General features: G+C 46.0%; 15 protein-coding genes. 13 read left to right on the plus strand and 2 right to left on the minus strand.

Features of this window, described 5'->3' with window-relative positions; translation table 11 throughout:
• From K6V26_RS08440 to K6V26_RS08495, 12 genes are all read left to right on the plus strand, one after another.
• A complete protein-coding gene (locus K6V26_RS08440) occupies nucleotides 1-939 on the plus strand; it encodes a DUF5119 domain-containing protein (RefSeq protein WP_224265094.1) in 939 nt (312 codons plus the stop codon).
• Nucleotides 940-987: 48 nt separating this feature from the next.
• Nucleotides 988-1941, plus strand: coding sequence for a fimbrillin family protein (locus K6V26_RS08445; RefSeq protein ID WP_224265011.1), 954 nt, complete (start codon nucleotides 988-990; stop codon nucleotides 1939-1941).
• Nucleotides 1942-1951: 10 nt separating this feature from the next.
• Nucleotides 1952-2338 carry a hypothetical protein gene (locus tag K6V26_RS08450; protein WP_224265012.1) on the plus strand — a complete coding sequence of 129 codons (387 nt, stop codon included), beginning with the start codon at nucleotides 1952-1954 and terminating at the stop codon, nucleotides 2336-2338.
• Complete coding sequence (locus K6V26_RS08455; protein WP_262905180.1) at nucleotides 2278-2922, plus strand: fimbrillin family protein; 645 nt, start codon at nucleotides 2278-2280, stop codon at nucleotides 2920-2922. Before K6V26_RS08450 ends, K6V26_RS08455 begins: the two co-directional genes overlap by 61 nt.
• Before the next feature lie 49 nt (nucleotides 2923-2971).
• Nucleotides 2972-4288 carry a fimbrillin family protein gene (locus K6V26_RS08460; protein WP_224265095.1) on the plus strand — a complete coding sequence of 439 codons (1317 nt, stop codon included), beginning with the start codon at nucleotides 2972-2974 and terminating at the stop codon, nucleotides 4286-4288.
• Nucleotides 4289-4312: 24 nt separating this feature from the next.
• Nucleotides 4313-5419, plus strand: coding sequence for a fimbrillin family protein (locus tag K6V26_RS08465; protein ID WP_224265096.1), 1107 nt, complete (start codon nucleotides 4313-4315; stop codon nucleotides 5417-5419).
• 48 nt (nucleotides 5420-5467) lie between these two features.
• The gene (locus tag K6V26_RS08470) at nucleotides 5468-6643 is read left to right on the plus strand and encodes a BF2992 family fimbrillin-A clan protein (RefSeq protein ID WP_224265097.1); all 1176 of its coding nucleotides are present in this window, start codon (nucleotides 5468-5470) and stop codon (nucleotides 6641-6643) included.
• A 25-nt stretch (nucleotides 6644-6668) separates the two neighbouring features.
• Nucleotides 6669-9725 carry a BACON domain-containing protein gene (locus tag K6V26_RS08475; RefSeq protein ID WP_224265098.1) on the plus strand — a complete coding sequence of 1019 codons (3057 nt, stop codon included), beginning with the start codon at nucleotides 6669-6671 and terminating at the stop codon, nucleotides 9723-9725.
• Nucleotides 9726-9761: 36 nt separating this feature from the next.
• Entirely contained in the window at nucleotides 9762-10043 is a 282-nt protein-coding gene (locus K6V26_RS08480) for an HU family DNA-binding protein (RefSeq protein WP_046149278.1), read from the plus strand.
• Between the two features lie 101 nt (nucleotides 10044-10144).
• Complete coding sequence (locus K6V26_RS08485; RefSeq protein ID WP_224265099.1) at nucleotides 10145-10657, plus strand: hypothetical protein; 513 nt, start codon at nucleotides 10145-10147, stop codon at nucleotides 10655-10657.
• 136 nt (nucleotides 10658-10793) lie between these two features.
• Nucleotides 10794-11330: a flavodoxin gene (locus K6V26_RS08490; protein WP_224265820.1), complete on the plus strand. Its 537-nt coding sequence runs from the start codon at nucleotides 10794-10796 to the stop codon at nucleotides 11328-11330.
• Between the two features lie 6 nt (nucleotides 11331-11336).
• Entirely contained in the window at nucleotides 11337-11897 is a 561-nt protein-coding gene (locus K6V26_RS08495) for a flavin reductase family protein (RefSeq protein WP_028729150.1), read from the plus strand.
• 46 nt (nucleotides 11898-11943) lie between these two features.
• On the opposite strand, the gene K6V26_RS08500 is transcribed toward K6V26_RS08495, so the two are convergent.
• Both K6V26_RS08500 and K6V26_RS08505 read right to left on the minus strand, forming a co-directional pair.
• The gene (locus tag K6V26_RS08500; protein ID WP_224265100.1) at nucleotides 11944-12642 is read right to left on the minus strand and encodes an epoxyqueuosine reductase; all 699 of its coding nucleotides are present in this window, start codon (nucleotides 12640-12642) and stop codon (nucleotides 11944-11946) included.
• Complete coding sequence (locus K6V26_RS08505; protein ID WP_224265101.1) at nucleotides 12630-13766, minus strand: GyrI-like domain-containing protein; 1137 nt, start codon at nucleotides 13764-13766, stop codon at nucleotides 12630-12632. The genes K6V26_RS08500 and K6V26_RS08505 overlap by 13 nt, the downstream gene beginning before the upstream one ends.
• Nucleotides 13767-14020: 254 nt before the next feature.
• Between K6V26_RS08505 and K6V26_RS08510 the strand changes: the two genes are divergently transcribed.
• Nucleotides 14021-16393, plus strand: coding sequence for a TonB-dependent receptor domain-containing protein (locus K6V26_RS08510; protein WP_224265102.1), 2373 nt, complete (start codon nucleotides 14021-14023; stop codon nucleotides 16391-16393).
• Nucleotides 16394-16694 lie beyond the last annotated feature (301 nt).

Here is a 16694-nt window from a genome sequence, read left to right on the forward strand (position 1 = left end):
ATGGAGAGGAATAAAAGAAATAAGAAATATAGTATAATGCAACTGGTGGGTTGGATGATATATGCTGTATGGACTGTGGCGGTTTTGTCCTGTGCGTACCGTATGACGGACGAGGATTGGGAGAAGAACGGAAAAGTACGTTTACTGCTTCGCCGCCCTGACAGTGGTTGCCCGGAGAATATGACGTGGTATTTCTATCCGGAAGGTTCGGATAGTCCGATTATCCGTACGGGGGACGTTTCGGGATATGAAGGTACATTGCCTTCGGGTTGTTATCGGGTGGCTGTCTGTAACAGGGGGTGTACGGGTGTCACGCTTGAAATGGAGAAGGGATATGAGGAAGCTTGCGGAAGAGCGCAGCGGCTTTCTTCCCTGAAATCTTCATCGGTGCAGATAGCCTGTCCGGGTAATTTGTACGGGACAGGTTTAGACCTGATCGAGGTGGACGGAAGAGAAGTTGTGGCAAAGGAATTGTCTGCGGTAAACCTTGTCCGTACATTAGAAATGAATATAAAAGTCACAGGAGGGGAAAAGGGAGATGTCGTTCCGGCGGTTTTGTCCGGAAGGTTGACCGGTGTTTCATCACGGGTTCATATACCTTCCGGCAAGCCGCTGTTCGATACGCGGGCCTTTATGACGTTCGAGCCGGAAGAGACCGGACTTGGCATTTATACATCTACCTTGAACCTGTTTGGATTGTCTTCGGGTGAGGAAAGCGGTGAAATGGTCGACCTGATCCTAACGATGACACTGGCAGACGGAAAGGAAATCACTTCATCCACGGATATCACCGAGGAGGTGAAAGAGGCATTCACCGTCGGAGTTACGACACATGTGATACTGGACTTTGTAGTCCGTTATGATGAAATGTCCGGTTTGACGATCACGCTGAAGGAATGGAAACCGGGTAGCGGCGGTTCGGGTGTGGTGACTCCCTGAAACGAAATGAAAACGATAGTAATAGTAACGATAAAACACTGGTAAAATATGGAAACAGGAAAATTATTGATCATGAGTCTGTTGGGAGCGACTATCCTGGAAGGTGGTTGTAGCAACATGGAAGAGCCGGTGACGGATGGAGCGGCTGAAGCAATAGAGGTGAATGCCGGAATAGCGGAGGCTACCCGTGCGGTGATCGGCGGTGGTTATACGAATGATCTGGAAGTATCGTTTGCCCGTTTGGATAATCCCGGTACAGTTGGCGCTGCGTGGACCTCTATCGACGCAGTCCGTACAGGTGGTACGGGTAATACGGCGCTGACTTTTGAGCCGGAACAAACCTATCTGGCGGAAGAGGGAGAGTCTGTCCTGATCGGTTATTATCCCCGCAAGGAACTGAGCGGAACCACCAACCCCGCCAGCGTCACTTATACTATAACGGGCGACGAGGACATCATGGTGACAGGTGTGCAGACCGGTTCGCTGGTCGATAAGTTCGAGACTTTTACTTTCAGCCACCTGCTAACCCAGTTGCAGTTCAAGTGTGTTGGTTCAGCCGGTGCGATCGGTAAATGGACGGCGGTCGCTTCCATTAAAGTAAAAAATGTAGCCACGGGATTGAAGCTATCGCTGGATAAAACAAATGGAGCTAAACTAACGGCCACGGGTACGACTGACCAGACACTGACAGTTAAGAACTGTCCTTCTATGATCTCTGCTTTAGATGCCGAAACTCCGCCAACCGGTTATCTGCTACTTTACCCGACAGCCAATATGGGAACGGAGAGTCTGCCTGTCTCTTTGGAAGTGAAAGGAATATATGACGGGAGTGCGAAAACCCTGAACGTCACAGTCTCGAATATCGGTGAAGGGGTGAAAGCTGGCTATTCGCATCTGATCACGCTCACCTTTACGGAGGACGGTAAAATAGCGGTAGAATCCGGCATTGCTGAGTGGCAGCCGGGTAATAATGGCAGTACAATAGTAACCCCCCGAGAATAATCGTAGAGTCATGAACAACTTCATAGTAGCAGCATTCATATCCATCGCCATCCTTTGGGGCCTTGCCGCCTGTTCGGACAGCGATCCTACACCGCCTCCGGTCCCGGAAACGGTAGTTTGCCTGGAAGGTTCGATCGGAGCGTCGACGCGTGGGGTAATCGGCTCGGGCTATGAACAGGATCTGAAAGTGAACTTTGCCCGTCAGGATGAGTCGGCGGTTTCAACGGGTACATACGGTGGGTTGTGCATAAGGCTGTGCGTCAGGGTGGAAGGGGGAACCGCCCAATCGTATTTGCTGAGTCGCAGTCGTACCCGGCGGATGGCCGTCATATCCGCCTGCACGGTTATTATCCGGCGAAGGGGGAGCCGACAACCGATGCAGGAGGGGGCAAAGTAACCTTCCGCATAGACGGAACGACGGATATCATGGCAACGGGAATCCTCGTGGGAAACGGCTATGTTCCGGTGACGACCTGTACGTTCCGTCATTTGCTGACTCAGGTCCGCTTGGTCTGTTACAGTGACCGAGCCGATGCATGGGGAACGATACAAACGATCGAGGTGGCAGATGTACATACCCGTCAGGAACTGGATTTGTCAGCGGAAACGCCCCGTCTGGCGGATATATCTGTGGCGGAAGATATAAAGAATCTCCCGGTGCAGGATATTGCCGGTCTGCTAATCCCGCAGGTCGCGTCCGACGGATCGCCTCCCGAGGCACAAGGCTATCTCCTTCTTCCGGCATCCCCGGTGAATGGAACGGCAGATCATCCGCTCCATCTTCGGATCACGACAACGAAAGACGGCAACGGCAATCCGAAAGAAACCCTCTCGAACGCCTTTGTCTGGATAGAGGGTGGTTTTGAAATCGGCAAAAGCCATATCGTCTCGCTCTTTTTTACCGGAGCCGCCAACATACAAACCACGCATGTCAGTGTGGAAGCGTGGATGGAGGATGAACAAGGGGAGATGCCGATATGATAAAATACGAATAAATAAACAGGAAATAAAACTTTTAAAACAAGTGAAAATGAAAACGATCACGACAAAGTGGGCCATGCTGATAGCCCTGATGACAGCGGTAAGCTGTACGGAAACAGAGACAGGAATAGAGCCGGAACCGGGTAGCGGTGACGGCCAGGTGGCACTGGGTATCAACCCGAACCTGAAGGTGGATGCCGGACTGAAATCGACAACGAAATCGGTGGTAAGCGGCAGTGTGATTACCTATACCGATTATAGTACGGCTCCCGGCCTGGGTATCGTGGTAACCAACCCGGATGCAACTGGCTGGTATTCTCCCGATGTATCGAGTTCGGGTTATACAGGTCATCATGTATGGTATATAGGGGATACCAAAGGTGAGAACTGGATTTCGATTACCGAGAAAGGTCTTAGTTATGACCCCAAAAACGAAAAACCTTACTATCTGACGGAAACGGTAGGAAAGGTGTATGCTTATTATCCGTATGATAAAGATGCACTGAGTAGCCTGTCAAATATTTCGGGTGAAGGCAGTCTTAAAATCCCGGTAAGCGTATTGGCTAGCGGCGATATAGATGCTGCGACAAATAATGCGAATAAAATCTGGAATAGTAGTAATGGCTCATGGGGTAATAATAACGTGGCAAACAAGGCGATAAACCTGTCTGATACGGGCGAAAAAGATTACCTGTATTTTGCCGCTGAAGGAGGCGGCCGTTATGTGAACAACGGTCGTGCCAAAAATCAGACACCTTTCGATCCGGAGCAAGGTCCGAAAAATACCGATGCCGCCAATCCCGGTTATCTGATCAACCTGGATATGAAGCATGCGATGGCGATGGTTTCCTTCCGCGTGTACGACGGCGGAAATCTGAGTAGTAATGATGTGAAATTTACAAAGTTCGTGATAAAGAATCATGAAGGGAGTTCCAATAGTTACATCAAGAGCGGAAGTGGCAAGATGTCGCTGTCAGACGGTATAATAAGCGATAACACGTCAACCGGTACCCTGACCCGAAATATCACAAACTACATCCTGATGAAACAAATCAAAGACGGAGAACAAAGTGATAAAGCCTTTATCGAGAATAAATCGACCGTCAACGGACAGTTGGTATCCAAAAAAGTCAGTGCAATCGTGTATCCGGTCACCAGTTTCGGAGAAAACGAAATAGATGTGGTCATCACTCTTCAGGAAGGTGTAAATACGGCAGTGGACTATACCGTTACCCTGCCGGCTTATCAGTGGCCGGCAGGAACCAATTGCATCTATACCTTCTCAGCCGGCCGTAACAAGTTGACAGTAATGGATGTAACGGTGACAGAGTGGGAGGAAGACGAACCGGACGATATCCCGTTGTAATACATCACTAAAAAAACAAATCCCATGAAACAGTTCTTATCGCGTTTAGTGGCAGTGTTTTTGTTCCTGTGTGCTGCCTGCACAGAGGCGGATATCGTTTCGCCGGTGCCTGGTGGTGGCGAAGCGGAAGAGGGTGTTCCTTTTCGAGTGAAGAACCTGGGCATGTGGATGGAGGTGGAATCGAGAAGTGTCGTGACAGGCGGCCCCGGACAAACGGATAGAAACCCGAACCCGCTGACACAGGTGGGGGTATGTGTCACGAAAGAGAGCGGCGGTGTGGTAAGTTTGTACAACACCAGCATCAAAAGCCAGCAGTTCGTCTATAGTGCTGCCAGTACCCCTTCTTCCTGGAAACCTGCGGAAGGGGAGGAACCGCTTCTGTTGTACACCGAAAAAGGAACGGTATACGGCTATGTGCCTGCTGAAAAGAGTGTTTCGCTCACGGGTACTCCGAAAGTTCCTTTGATGAGTGGAATAAAGGTGTTGGATAAACAGAAATTCTACTTTTCAGATGGTAACAATATAGTGGATGCCGCTACCGATGTGCAGTGGGAAACCGATCAGGAGGATTACCTGTATTGCATGGCTGCGGCTGAGGTAGACCGTTGGCATCCGGAAGTATCGCTCGAGATGCAGCATGCGCTCTCGAAGGTGAGCTTCCGGGTCCTGGAAGAGGGCTCGGCTTTTGCCGGTTGCTATGTTGAAAAGGTGGTGCTCAAAAGTAATGGGGAGTTAAAAAAATGCACGTCCGCCAGGCTGAACCTGGCAACGGGTGAGGTGGAAGGGACGCTGACGGCGGTGGATCAACTGGTTTTTACCGCGGGCGGGGATACGCGTGCCGTAGGCGGGGAGCCGGGAGAAACGACGACGAACGTCCCGGTGCAGGCCTTCGGGTTGGTGATCCCGGTCAGTGGCGTGAATGTGACATTGGAACTGACATTCGACGACGGGCGTACCTTTACGATGAAACCGTCCGTAGCGGGTGAAGGCCCCGGCAGCTTTACAGCCGACTGGAAAAAGGGATACAACTATACCTACAACCTCCGCATGCAGCCGCAGGGCATAGAGCTAGCGGAAGTGAAAGTGGCGGCCTGGAACGACGGCGGGGCGTATGACGTACCGATGGAGTGAGTCTTGTCACTTATTGAAACAAAGAATTAGAACACAAAGGAAATCTAAATGAAACGGGATCGAATACAGTTATATCTGATTGTTCTGCTGGTCGGTAGTTTGCTGGCCGGATGCACGGCAGGGACTGTGGAAGATGTCGTGCCGGAAGAGAGTCGCCCGGTGGAACTTCGTTTCAGTAAACCGGACCTGGGAACCCCGGTTCTTCTGAGCCGTGCGGGGGAGGAGGCTGCCGTTCCTGCGGCATCTGCAACCCCGCTGCCCGAAGGGGCTACGGTGCGCATCTGCGGCTACCTGCGCGGTGAGGAGGGGACGGCTACAGCCGAGGTTCCTTTCTCTACTGCGCAACCATCGTTTGAAGCGACCTATGTGGTGGAAAAAGACGGTTCTTTGTCGCCTTGCCTGACGGATGATACAGGGGCGCAGCTTCCCGGTACTGCCGGCGAACTGGTCGTCAGGGGAGGCGTTTACGATTTCTATGCCGTTTCACCGGCACGTCGGCTGGAAAAAGATGCGCAGGGGAGGTATGTGGTGACGGCAATCCCGCATAAGGAGGATGTGATTACCTCTTTTGCTCGTGGGGTGACCGTTTCGCGTTCCTCGCGTGTGGTCACGCTGGAAACTTTCCGCAGGCAATGCGCCCTATTGGTGTTCAATGTCGCCCCTTCACCGGAGAATGCGCTTCCATTCGATGAGCTATACGGAACCAGGCTGGAACTGAGTCATATCTCCGTATCCGGTGCGACTCTGATAGCGGGGGAGGATACGGGAATCCTTCCGACGGGCGGAGAGAATAAAGCGGAGGCGACCGTGGTTTTTGAAAGCGGGGAGTTTGTCGCGGTGGAAGAGGGTTCCGATCCGGATGGTATGGGCCTGAATAAAACGACGGGCATCGTCCTACCCAAAAACGACCGTCCTTTCGGAGTGGAAATCGATGTACAAAGGAATCATGAAACGGCTACCCTGAAAGCGACCATAGACCAACCGATCACTTTCGATGCAGGCAAGCGGTACGTCTTCACCCTGGAAGTAAAGAATGACGAAAGCTGTCTGAATCTGAAAATAATAGCCTGGAATGCCATTTCCTTTTCCGACGGCGAGGTAGGTGCTCCTCCCGGCGGTTCTTATCCCGACCCGGATATCCAGGAGGGGATCGGAACAACCATCACAGTAGCCCGGTGGACAAAAATAGAGTGGAGCGACTCAGATGTCGGAGGAGGAGAATAATTGAAACAATTAAAAACGAAATACAATGGAACGAATCAGTAAAACCGTGTTGTTTGTGTGGTTGCTGCTGTGGGTGGCGGGAGGTTGTACGCGGACGGAGGTGGAGGAAAAGGATTTACCACCCCATCCGGCGAAAGAGGTGGAAGCCGTTTTTAACCTGAACGTGCTGGCTAACCGCCCCCTGCAAGCACGCAGCATCACTTTTACTCCGGAAGGAACGTTCGAAATCGACTCGATTGCGCCGGGCATCACGGATTCGGTCGCAACCAGATCGGCAGTCGCCTTGACAGAGGGGGATGAGAGCCTGATCTCCCAACTATGGGTCGGGCAGTATGATGCATCAGGCAACCGGGTATTCAGCCAATACATTTCGCCTGTGACCGGAACGACGGTGAACCTGAGGCTGAAAGAGAGCGGAGAAGCCACGCACCATGTCTGGTTTGTTGCCAATTGCGACGATTTGGGTGAGATCGCTACGGAAGCGGTATTGAAAGAACATGTATTTACGTATGCCTCGACCACAGAGGGATTACCTGAGAATCGTTTGTGCGGCATGACGGGAATGTGGTCGGGTGTGATCCGGGATAACGGTGTGGAGAGTATCGGTGTCGATATGACCCGGACGGTGGCAAAGATTTCGTTTAGCTATCTGATCGGTGGAGATGGTTTCAGTTTCAAACCTTCCTCAGTAAAGCTGAAATCGGTGCCGGATAAAATACGTATGGAAGAAACGACAACTCAATTAATCGATGTAATATATGGAGAATATACCGGCGAATCCAGTGCCGACGGAGCGACGATGCACTGGTATCTACCGGAAAACCGGGCAGGTGTAGTAACCGGTGAAAACGCCGCCACGTCTGAAAAGGAGAAAACAGGCCGGGGAGTGAGCAATGCCACTTGCATAGAACTGACGGGAACTGCGGTACAGGGCGGTGTCACTTACGAAAACGTCACCTTCCGTTTCTTCCCGGGCAGTACCGATATGAATGATTACAATATCAAACGCAACCATTATTATACGATGAGTGTGACGTTGAAGGGAATAGACGTCACCGACCAACGCATCACGGTGGGGACAATCCCGCCGATCGATCTCGACGGCTTGCAACCGATGCCTGCAGGTAAAGGCGGCACGACCGAGTTGCAGATCACTGCCCGCCCGGGAGAGCAGTGGAGCATCAAACTGCCGGATTGGTTGTCGGCACTGATCGATAACACAATCCAGGCTGGATATGGAGCCAGGATAGATCATCAGGGTCCTGCTAAGATTGTTTTCAAGGCAGAAACAGCCAATCCGACAGCCGAGCCGCGATCATTTCCTTTTAAGATGAACGCAACGGGCAAGGAACAAAATATTGAGATCGTACAAGAAGGATCGACATTGGAGGTGGGTAACGCCATTTCGGTGGATGCTGCTTCCGGTTCGGAAGGTCAATCTTCATTTACTGTCACAAAAGGGTTGAACTGGCGCGCTGTTTTATCCGACGGTTGGCTGAGTTGGGCTTCAGGCAATCCGGCAACCAGCGGTGTTGAAGCCATAGGGGAAACCCAAAGTTTAATAGTCAAAGCATCTTCCAGTAACCCGTATGCAGCAGCCCGAACGGGCAGCATAATGGTAGAAGGAGGTCAATCGGTTGGCAGTTCAACATATAACGATCTGAAAAAAGAGATATCCGTATCCCAGGCTGCTTCCACGGTCACTTGCCTCACCCAACCGATAGAGGTAAGTGCGGAGGGAGCGACCGATGCATCTTTACAGTTTACAGCAACTCCTTATTTACCGTGGAAAATAGCAGTGTCGGAAGCTGATAACTGGCTTGGTCTGACTGGTCAAACGACGGGTCAGACGACGACAAATCCTCAAAATGTTGTTTTTAATGTTCCTGTCAATCCCAATTCCAAGGAACGTACGGGTACAATAACAGTCCGTGTGGGAGATGAATCCAAAGGGCCGACGGGTAATATAACCGTGAACCAGAAAGCCTCTTCATTAGTGGTTGAAGAAATTTCCACATCCTTGGAGCCGACAGCGGAGGCTTCGGGTTCTGTCGCTTTTACGGCAACGAAAGGCCTTTCCTACACTGTTACTTATCCGAATTGGCTGACTTTTACCGGTGAAACAGTTGGTTCGGTAACTGGAACAAAACAAACCTTTGAATATAAAACTAATAGCGTGAATAAAAATAAGGAAATACGAGAGGGGCAGATATCAGTAGTAGCCGGAAACATGGCAAAGAAGACGCCGGTATTACAGAATGCTTCGACGTTTAAGGTGGAACCGCGAACGATTGAACTATCAAATATGGAATCATCAGCCGAAGCGACAATCATAGGAACATCTGGATTGTCATGGTCGTTAACGAAAGCGAATACAGGAGATGCAGCGATAACAACTGCAGTAACTAACGGAGAGTTAACAGCTGCTTCCTATACCGTAACATTTAGTGCGCCAGCAAACGAAGGCGGAGAACGTTCAGCGGATTTTATCATTGCTGTAACCGGCGGTAATCATTCGGATACGGTTACGGTTAAACAAGCCAGTGGGTTGAATACGATAACGATAGATCGAAATATTGTGGATTCATTTAAAAACTATCACGATAATAATTTCCCGAACGCTAAGACACCTCCATTTAATTATGATTTTGGAAATTATGCTGCCTCCGGTTCTTATAGTGGCGATTACAAAGGGAATTCTGCAAGTTATACAATAGATGAACCCTATACGATAGAAGTCGAAGCCACGCAAAGCCAAGTTCGTGAGCAATACCTTACTGGTCTTCCTATAAAAGTATGTACAGATAAAGGAGATGGGTGGCGTGTCCCGACAATGATTGAGTTATATGCAATTTGGAATATATGTAAGGGTGATAATTCGGATGCAACAGACGATGAACCTGCGGCATATACATTTGGTGAGGGTTTCATATATAGCGCTTATTGGAGTAGTTCGTGTGGAGAAGGAGCAGTTTCTACGCGTGCTGTGATTTATTTTATGAATGGACAATTCAATACAAGTGGTACAAGTTCTAGCCCAGGAAAAAATACATATCCTGTTCGTTGTGTTCGTGAAAAATAGAAGACCTTAAGTTAATCCATAAAAATAGATGTAATTATGAACAAAGCAGATTTTATCAGCAAACTGGCTGTGGAGATGAATATTTCGCAGCAGCAGTCACGTGAATTTATGAAAGCCTTTCAGGTAGTGTTAACAGAAGCAATGAAACAGGATAATCCTGTTATGCTTCAAGGTTTCGGAACTTTTACTCCGTGGTCTCAAAAAGAGCGTATCGGCCGTAATCCCCATACTGGTATCTCTTGTGCAATACCGGCACGTACGAGTGTCAAGTTCAAACCCGGAAAGTTTTTACTTAGGGATTTGAATTCATCCAAATAGAAAGCAGGTGGAGACACAGATGTTTTTAGCTATTATGTGTCTCCACTTGCTTCTGTTTTTTCAATTCCCCTCAATTATTATTAACGCCTATTGGATATATCATGAAGAGACAAAATAAATTAGAGGCTTTATTCCCCAACGGGAAAGTGCCTGATGCGAAGGATTTTAACCGTAGCCTTGACAAAATGTCGAAGGAAGGCCGTAACCGTTTACGTGAAAAGATTTATAAAATTGCATTTACCGTATGGTCAACCTTGCCTAAAAAGCACCAGAAGTTTATTGAAGAAGTTATCGTCCATGATCGGCAGTCATATGTTGACTTTATGCAACAAAGAACAGTTATGGCCTGTCTGCGTTGTCCCCTTCGTTTTCCTGTCTTGTTTATCCGTATGCTGCATTTGACAGAAGTCGTTGAACGGACTGCGCAAACCTCTATAAATCATATCGCAATGTCTGTTCTGATTTGTTTTCAGATTTGCGGAAAGATCGGTACGCTGGCCGGGCATATAGGCAAAGGGGAGATTGCCTATGAAGAGGTGCTGGTGTTGGCTGGGAAGATGACTATAGTTGACTTTTGCGGGGGGGGGGGTGAAGAGCTATTGAAAAATAAATAATAATACAATCGTATATGCTGGCGGTTTACGATCAGTAATTTTGGTTAGATAATCAGTGATTTATATACTTTTATATTGAATACTATTCTGTAATTTTGTGTCATAACAATAAAAATAAGAATTACATATGACAGTAATGAAGGTTAAAGGTATGATTATGGTAGTGATCATGATGTTATGTATCACTATAAATGCACAGACGCAAAGTGATAAGACATTGGTGGCTTATTTTTCGGCAACAGGAACAACGGAGAAAGCAGCAAAGTTGATTGTAGAAGTTACAGGTGGAACGCTCTACGAGATACAACCTGAAAAAGAATACGTCACTGCTGATTTGGATTGGCATGACAAATCTTCACGTAGCAGTGTAGAGATGTCAGATGCTAAATCACGTCCTGCATTACAATCTAAACCGGAAAATCTTGCAGATTACGATATCATTTATATAGGTTTCCCTATTTGGTGGAATTCAGCTCCGAGAATCATCAATACTTTTATTGAAAGCGGTGATTTTGCCGGCAAGACGATTATTCCGTTTGCAACATCGGGGAGCAGCAGTATTTCTAATGCGGAAAAAGAGTTGCAGGAAACCTATCCTGATATGAAATGGCAAAAGGGCCGCCTTTTGAATGGTGCGACGAAGGAAGATATTAAGAAATGGACTAAAAAATAAATTATTATGAGAAAGAATTTTGGGGCAAAGCCCTTTACTTATCCGCAGCCGGTGTTTATTATCGCTGCTTATGATGAAAACGGTACTCCCAACGCTATGAATGCGGCTTGGGGTGGTATCAGCGAGATGCATGAAATTAGTATTTGTATTAGTGAGGGACATAAAACGACAGCCAATATACTGAAGCGTAAGGCTTTTACCGTGAGTATGGCAGAGGTCGGACAGGTGATAGCCTGTGATTATGTGGGTATTGTTTCCGGTAATAAGGTTTCGGATAAATTTGCTCGTGCAGGTTTCCATGCGACTCGTTCGGAGTTTGTGGATGCACCGTTGATCGACGAATTATCCGTTGTGCTGGAATGTAAATTGAAGGATTATAATCCTGAAACCTGTATTTTGCGTGGTGAGATAATAAACGTAAGTGTAGACGAACGTGTTCTCGACGAAAACGGAAAAGTAGATGTATCCAAAGTGTCTCCTATTATATTCGACCCGTTCAATAACGATTACCTGGAAGTGGGTAAAAAGGTAGGTAATGCCTTTTCGGATGGTAAGAGATTGAAATAAGGAGTAACTTTCGGAGGTTACAATCGGTGAGAATTGTGTTGTAGGATTAAATATTCCTCTTTATATATGTTTGTGTCCTGGGACAATGCACAAGGCATTTCAAACAGGTACTACATCCATGTATGTTAACGATTTCATCTCTTGAAACCGATCTACTCCAAACTTTACCTTTAAGGACTTTTCTCTCGCAGATATTGACGCAGGTAATGCAATTACCGCATTTTGGAGATAGAGGTTCATGCAATACCGTTTCCAGTGGAGCATCAGTTAAAACGGTACCGAGACATTGTGCTGCGCCATATTCAGGAGTAATTAGCAGATTGTTTTTCCCAATCCATCCTAATCCGCCAAGTAGTGCAACGGTTTTATGGGGCAATACTGATTCTTTTGTTTCATAATCGAATACGCCGTCGGCTAATAATCCCGTATCGGATTGCGAAATGGCTTTATAGCCCTTCCCGGTGATGAACTTGGCCAATTCGTCTGCTATTTCTCCGGCTTTATGTTCGGTTTGCGAATATTCATCATCGTCGAAATTGTAATTATCCGCTATTCGTGCTTGTACGTAGTCGGGAATATTAAATACCATTTTAGCATATTCTGCGGTTAGCGGGAGCGCAAAAACAATGGCGGTCGGGAGTTGCCTGTTTTGCTTTTCGTCTAAATGCGATATATTGACAAAGCGTATCAGTGTTGCTCCTTGATTTTTTAATTTGTTTTCTATCTCTTGGTTTAAGTATTGCATGTCTCTTTTTTTGTAATAGGGATATAAATATCTGTTATAAGCTCCGAAGCCGGAGTTTTTTCGGGAGTGTTGATGTAAGTCTCAAAGGTGAATTGTTCCCGCAGGGTATAATCGCTTGTCGGCAACCAGTCAAGGTAAATATGGCGGTATACCTTATTTAATTCATGATAAAACCCTTTGAAACGAAAGATTGCATATTCTCCCGTATGAATTTCATAAACGCCAAAGCCTTTCGGAGCTTCAAATGATTGCGGCAATGTTACCCCAATCATAAAACGGTTTTGTTCTTCTGGCGTGATATACGGATAATCGAGAGTCAAACTCACGTATTTACATCCTTTTGAAGATAATTCATATTTTTCGGAAAATTGTAGCAACTGCTTCCACAAAACAGAGAAACTATGGATGACATTATTTGTTCTTTCCAATTTTAAGTATGCGATTCGAATACCTGGTACTTTTTCAATACTTGGCTCAATTCGTATAGGATTCTTCCTTTCGGGATTGACCTTTGAATGCTTTTTACGAAATTCCGGAATGGAACAATTAAAATAACTCTTGAATGCCCTCGAAAGTGTATGTTTGTTCTGATAATTGATTTGACCGAGAAGTTCCGGGACACTTACATCAGTTGTTATTAGCTTAAATGCAATGTACTCTAATCTCAGTCGTTGAATGTACATTCCAATATTTTCGCCACAAACAGTTTTGAAAAGTTTGTGGAAATAATATTTGGAGATACCTGCAACATGGGACAGCTTTTCAGTATTAAGGTCGTCAAACAAATGGCGGTTGATATACTCCTGAACTCTTATAATCAAATCATATTGCACATGAGCCGTATTGATTTTTTGTTTCCACCTTTTGATATTTGGAAGTCGTTTGGACATTTCCGCTCTCAACTCTTCCGACGTGAGATTAACTCCTGTCTCTTTATAATATTCTTCGGGGAAAAGCCCCCAAAGATAAATGAGATAATCCATTGAGAAATCATAGAGTTTAACCCCGTTATGCAAACAATAGTCGCAATATTCCACATTTTGGTTTGCCTCAAGATTTGTATAATCTATATCTAAAGGTATTCCACACGTCTGGCAATATTTTGTTTCAGCATTGATTTTCATAAATATCTTATTATTCAGGTACAAAGTTAACCAATAGATTGTACTAAAGGTTACCATAAATAGCCTTCTTTTAAAAGAAAACAGGGAATACCTTAATAATTATAGATTAGTCTGTTGCCTGTGTTATTATCTAATTCTTCTTTGTTAGGATAGCGGGCGATAAGACTAAATAACACTTCATAAGCCAACGATAACATAGTTTCTTGACATAACCTCTTTTCTTTGCAGTATAGGAACTGATAAAGCAAACGGATATGAAAAGAATACTTTACTATGTGATACTTATCCTGATTGGTGGTAACGGGATGATGATGGCTCAGAATGGTTTGATTCATGGGAGAGTGACGGATATGGAGAATAATCCGGTTGACGGCGTAGCCGTTGTTCTCCAGACATTGGATTCGGTTTATGTGGATGTGGTGGTAACGGACAGTCTGGGTAGTTTTAACCTGGACCATGCGGCGGAACAGACATGCCGGCTTTTATTCCAACATCTATTATATGAACCATTTCAGTTGGAGATATCCGGGGAAGATGCCGGAACTGTCCGGCTGACTTCTAAAAACTATGAGCTGGATGGCGTGGTTGTTAAGGCGGAGCGTCCGCAGGTGAAAGTAGAGAACGGGGCTTTGAAATATGATGTTCCCCAATTGATGAAAGATAAATCGGTCAGTAATGCCTTTGAAGTTGTAAAACAATTGCCGGGTATTATCGGCGGCTCGGATGAGATACAGTTACTGGGAGCCGGTTCCCCGCAAATCATTCTGAACGGGCAGTTGACAACTATGTCGGTAGACCAGCTGATAACCATGCTGAAAAGTATCCCTTCTTCACGGGTGAAAAATGTAGAAGTGATGTACAACGCTCCCGCTAAATATAATATCAGAGGCGCGGTAATCAATGTGATTCTGGACAAGGAGACAACTGACGGCACAGCCTTACAGGGAGAAGTTGGTGTCGATTATCTCCAAAAACATTATGCTTCGGGCAAGGCACATGCCAATTTGTTGTATTCGACTCCTGACCTGACCATAGACTTTCTGGTGAATGGTAATAAAGGACGTTATTTCGAAGGGGAAGATATTATGGCAAGGCATACCTTGGAAACAGGAGTGACGGAAATCCATCAATTCGGACGAGGAAACGGTCATATAAACAGCGGAGATATCCGATTGGGCTTGGACTATAAATTCAAAAATGAAGATAAGTTGTCGGCAGCCTATTCCTTAGGAGGCAATAGGGTGAAAAAGAACCGGACAGCCAATACCTCCTTTTCTATACCTGAAAACTCTGTCCCGGAAGAAGAACGTTTCAGTCGGACTACCGGAGAAGATGAGATTACTCTGCACAATATCCGCTTACAATATGACGGTCATAGCGGTGTTACGGCCGGAATGGATTTTACCAACTACCATTCGCCTTCTTTCCAGAATTTCCTGGAAAATCGTGGAGAGGAAACGCTGACTGATATGCAGAACAATTCCAAACAGGATATTTCACAATGGGCGTTATTTGCCAACCATACACACACTTTTGCCACCGGATGGACACTGAATTACGGTGTCCACGGTGGTTACACTTCCTCAAAGACCTATATCGATTATTTGTATAATAAAGGGAATGGTTACGAACCGGACCCGGATTTACTGGAGAACAATTTGCAGAAAGAATATACAGCCAATGTCTTTGCCGAAGTATCCAAAAATTTCGGTGAACATTTCTCAGCAACAGCTTCTTTGAAAGGAGAATATTTTAAATCGGACTATACTTCCAATGGCAAGAAATCGACACTTTGGAATGATTGGACCTTCTTCCCGAATGCCTCGTTGAGTTATCTGTTTACACCGCAGCATATTTTGCAGCTGAATGTGAACAGCAATAAGACATATCCGTCTTATTGGGAGATTACACCACAGGCTACCCCTCTAAACTCTTATTCCGTAGTAATGGGTAATCCGGCTTTGAAACCTTACCGTTCCTATCAGGGACAGTTGCTTTATATCCTGAAGCAAAAATATACTTTCATGGTTTTTGCCCAGTATGAACCGGATTATTTTGCCCAGTTGCCTTATCAGAGTTCAACGGAACTGAAGAATGTGTTCCGTTACGAGAATATGGATTATAACCTGGTTGCAGGAGTAGGAGCTGTTATCCCGTTCCGCATCGGTGAATTCATGAACAGCCAGTTTACGGCACAGGGCATCCGGATGCAACAGAAGCTGGACCATTTTAATGATATTTCTTTTGATAATAGTAAATACCTGGGGCAGTTCTTCCTGAATAATACATTTACTTTGTCAAAGTCACGTCCGAATCTGAAACTGGATTTGAACAGTTATTATATCACCGGAGCCGTGCAGGGAATCTACGATTTGGGTTCTGTCTATAATGTTTCAGCTGGTTTGAAATGGCAGTTTGCCAATGACAAGGCAACGGTTCTTCTGAAATGTGACAATATCTTCCGGAGCAATCTTCCTAATAAAATCGAAATTAATCAGGCAAACCAATACAGCCGCCTGACTAAGATTGACGATACTCGTTGCCTGACTGTTTCCTTCATCTGGAAATTCGGGGGATATAAGAGTAAAGAACATGATAAGGTGGATACTTCCAGGTTTGGAAAATAGTATCGGTAGTCCTGTTCATTCTGAAATCTCATGTGTCCGGTCTGTCATTTTGATAGCCGGATGGGTGAGATTCTGCCTTGCAGGCCTGTTATGGGTATCAATTTGGTATATTGAAATTTTGTTTTTATCTTTGCGTCCGAATTGGACAAAGCATTTGAATATGAATAAAATTTATACAATAAATGATATAAAGAAACAGAATGCCCTCGTGACGTGTGGTATTCCTGTTGTGCATGTCCATTGGTTCAGTGGTTTTATCTAAATAATATTTCCTTTCTTCTCCGGCATCAGCTTTCCGGAG

The sequence above is a fragment of the Parabacteroides goldsteinii genome (assembly GCF_020091425.1).
In the GTDB taxonomy this organism is placed as follows: Bacteria; Bacteroidota; Bacteroidia; order Bacteroidales; family Tannerellaceae; genus Parabacteroides; species Parabacteroides goldsteinii.